The 2,135-nt window shown below is 79.4% G+C and carries 1 protein-coding gene; it reads right to left on the reverse strand.

Annotated features, from left to right (window positions below; genetic code table 11):
* A partial coding sequence (locus tag VFZ20_RS28470; RefSeq protein WP_329687356.1) for a condensation domain-containing protein occupies window positions 1-2,135 on the reverse strand: 2,135 nt, incomplete at both ends.

Genomic DNA, 2,135 nt, shown 5'->3' on the forward strand with positions numbered 1-2,135 from the left:
CGCTCGGCGCACACGCCCACGCGCGTCTCGGGGCCCACCCCCAGGCGGCGAAGGCGGCGGGCCAGCCGGCCGGCGCGGCGCTCCAGCTCGCCGTACGAGACCGTGTCCCCCTCGAAGACGAGGGCCGTCGCCCCGGGCGCGCGCCCCGCCTGCCGCGCCACGAGACCGTGCAGCGACACGGCGGGATACGGGGCGTCGGTGGCGTTCCACCCGTCCAGCACCCGCGCCCGCTCCCCGTCGTCCAGCAGCGACAGCCGCGACGCGCGGGCGGCGGGATCGGCGGCCATGGCCCGCAGCACCGTCTCCAGGTGCCGCGTCATCCGCGCGGCCGTGGCGGGGTCGAAGAGCGCCGCGCGAAAGGCCAGCGTTCCCCCCAGGGGGCCGCCGCCGTCCACCATCTCCAGCTCCAGGTCGTACCGGGTGCCGGGGTCGCCGGCCGCGAACGGCTCCGCCTCCACGTCGTCCAGCCGCAGCCGGTCGTCCGCCCCCGCCTGCACGAGGGCGAACGTCACCTGGAAGAGGGGCGCGTGGGCCAGGCTGCGCTCCCCCGCCAGCGCGTCCACCAGCCGCTCGAAGGGCGCGTCCTGGTGGGCGTACGCCTCCAGGGCCGTCTCGCGCACCCGCGCCAGCCGCTGCGCCCAGGTGGGATCGCCGTCCAGGCGGCCGCGCAGGGGCAGCATGTTCACGAAAAAGCCCACCAGCCCCTCCAGCTCCACCCGCGCGCGCCCCGCCACGGCCGTGCCCACCACCACGTCGTCCTCGCCCGCCCAGCGGCCCAGGACGCCCTGCCACGCCGCCAGCAGGGTCATGAACAGCGTGGCCCCCTCGCGGCGCGACAGGGCGCGCAGCGCCTCCGTGAGCTCCGGCGACAGGCCAAAGGCGTGGCGCCCGGCCCGGGGGTCCGTCCCGGCGCGGCGCGGGCGGTCCGTGGGGACGTCCAGCAGGGGCGGCGCGCCGGCCAGCCGCCCCCGCCAGTACGCCAGCCGCGACTCCAGCGCGGCGCCGGCCAGCGTCTCGCGCTGCCAGGCCGCGAAGTCCGCGTACTGCACGGGGAGCGGGGGAAGCGCGTCCGCGGCGCCGCCGGCCGCGTACAGGGCGGAGAGCTCGCGCACCAGCACGCCCATGCTCCACCCGTCGGTCACCACGTGGTGCAGGGTGAACAGGAGCACGTGGTCGTCCGGCCCCAGGCGCAGCAGCGTGCAGCGCAGCAGGGGCCCCCGGCGCAGGTCGAAGGGGCGGCGCGCCCGGGCCCGGGCCACGCGGCGGGCCCCGTCCTCGCGCGCGGCGGCGGGGAGGGCGCCCAGGTCCACCACGGGCAGGGGGACGGGGGACGGCGGGTCGATGACCTGCACGGGCTCGCCGCCGCGCTCGTCGAAGCGGGTGCGCAGCGGCTCGTGCCGGGCCGCCAGGGCGTCCAGGGCGCGGCCCAGCGCCGCCACGTCCAGCGGACCCCGCAGCCGCACGGCGCCGGGCATGACGTACGCCGTGCTCCCCGGCTCCAGCCGGTCCACGATCCACAGGCGCCGCTGCCCGTACGACGGGGTCAGCGGCCCCCCGCGGGCCACGCGGGGGATGGGCGCCTCGCCCGCGGCGCCGGCGGCGCTCCGCAGGGCCTGCACCCGCGCGGCGAAGGCGGCCACGGTGGGCGCCTCGAAGAGGACGCGGAGGGGCACCTCCACCCCCAGGGTGCGGCGCACCCGCGAGACCACCCGGGTGGCCAGGAGCGAGTGGCCGCCCAGGGCGAAGAAGCTTTCGTCCGCGCCCACGTCCGCCATGCCCAGCACCTCCGCCCAGATCCCCGCCACCAGCTCCTCGTGCGGGGTGCGGGGTGCCGCGCCGGCCGTCCGCGCCCCGCGGTCCGGGAGGGGAAGGGCGCGCGTGTCCACCTTGCCGTTGGCGTTGCGGGGGAGCGCGTCCAGCAGCACCAGCTCCGCGGGGACCATGTAGTCCGGCAGCCGCGTCCGCAGGCCGTCCAGCAGCGCCCCGGGCGATGCCGACGCCCCGGGCCGCGGGGCGGCGTACGCCACCAGGCGCGTGTCGCCAGCCGGGCCGCGCGCCACCACCCGCGCCTCGCGCACCCGCGGGTCCGCCGCCAGCGCCGCCTCCACCTCCCCCGGCTCGATGCGGAAGCCGCG

Origin of the sequence: Longimicrobium sp., assembly GCF_036280135.1 — a bacterium.
GTDB lineage: Bacteria > Gemmatimonadota > Gemmatimonadetes > Longimicrobiales > Longimicrobiaceae > Longimicrobium.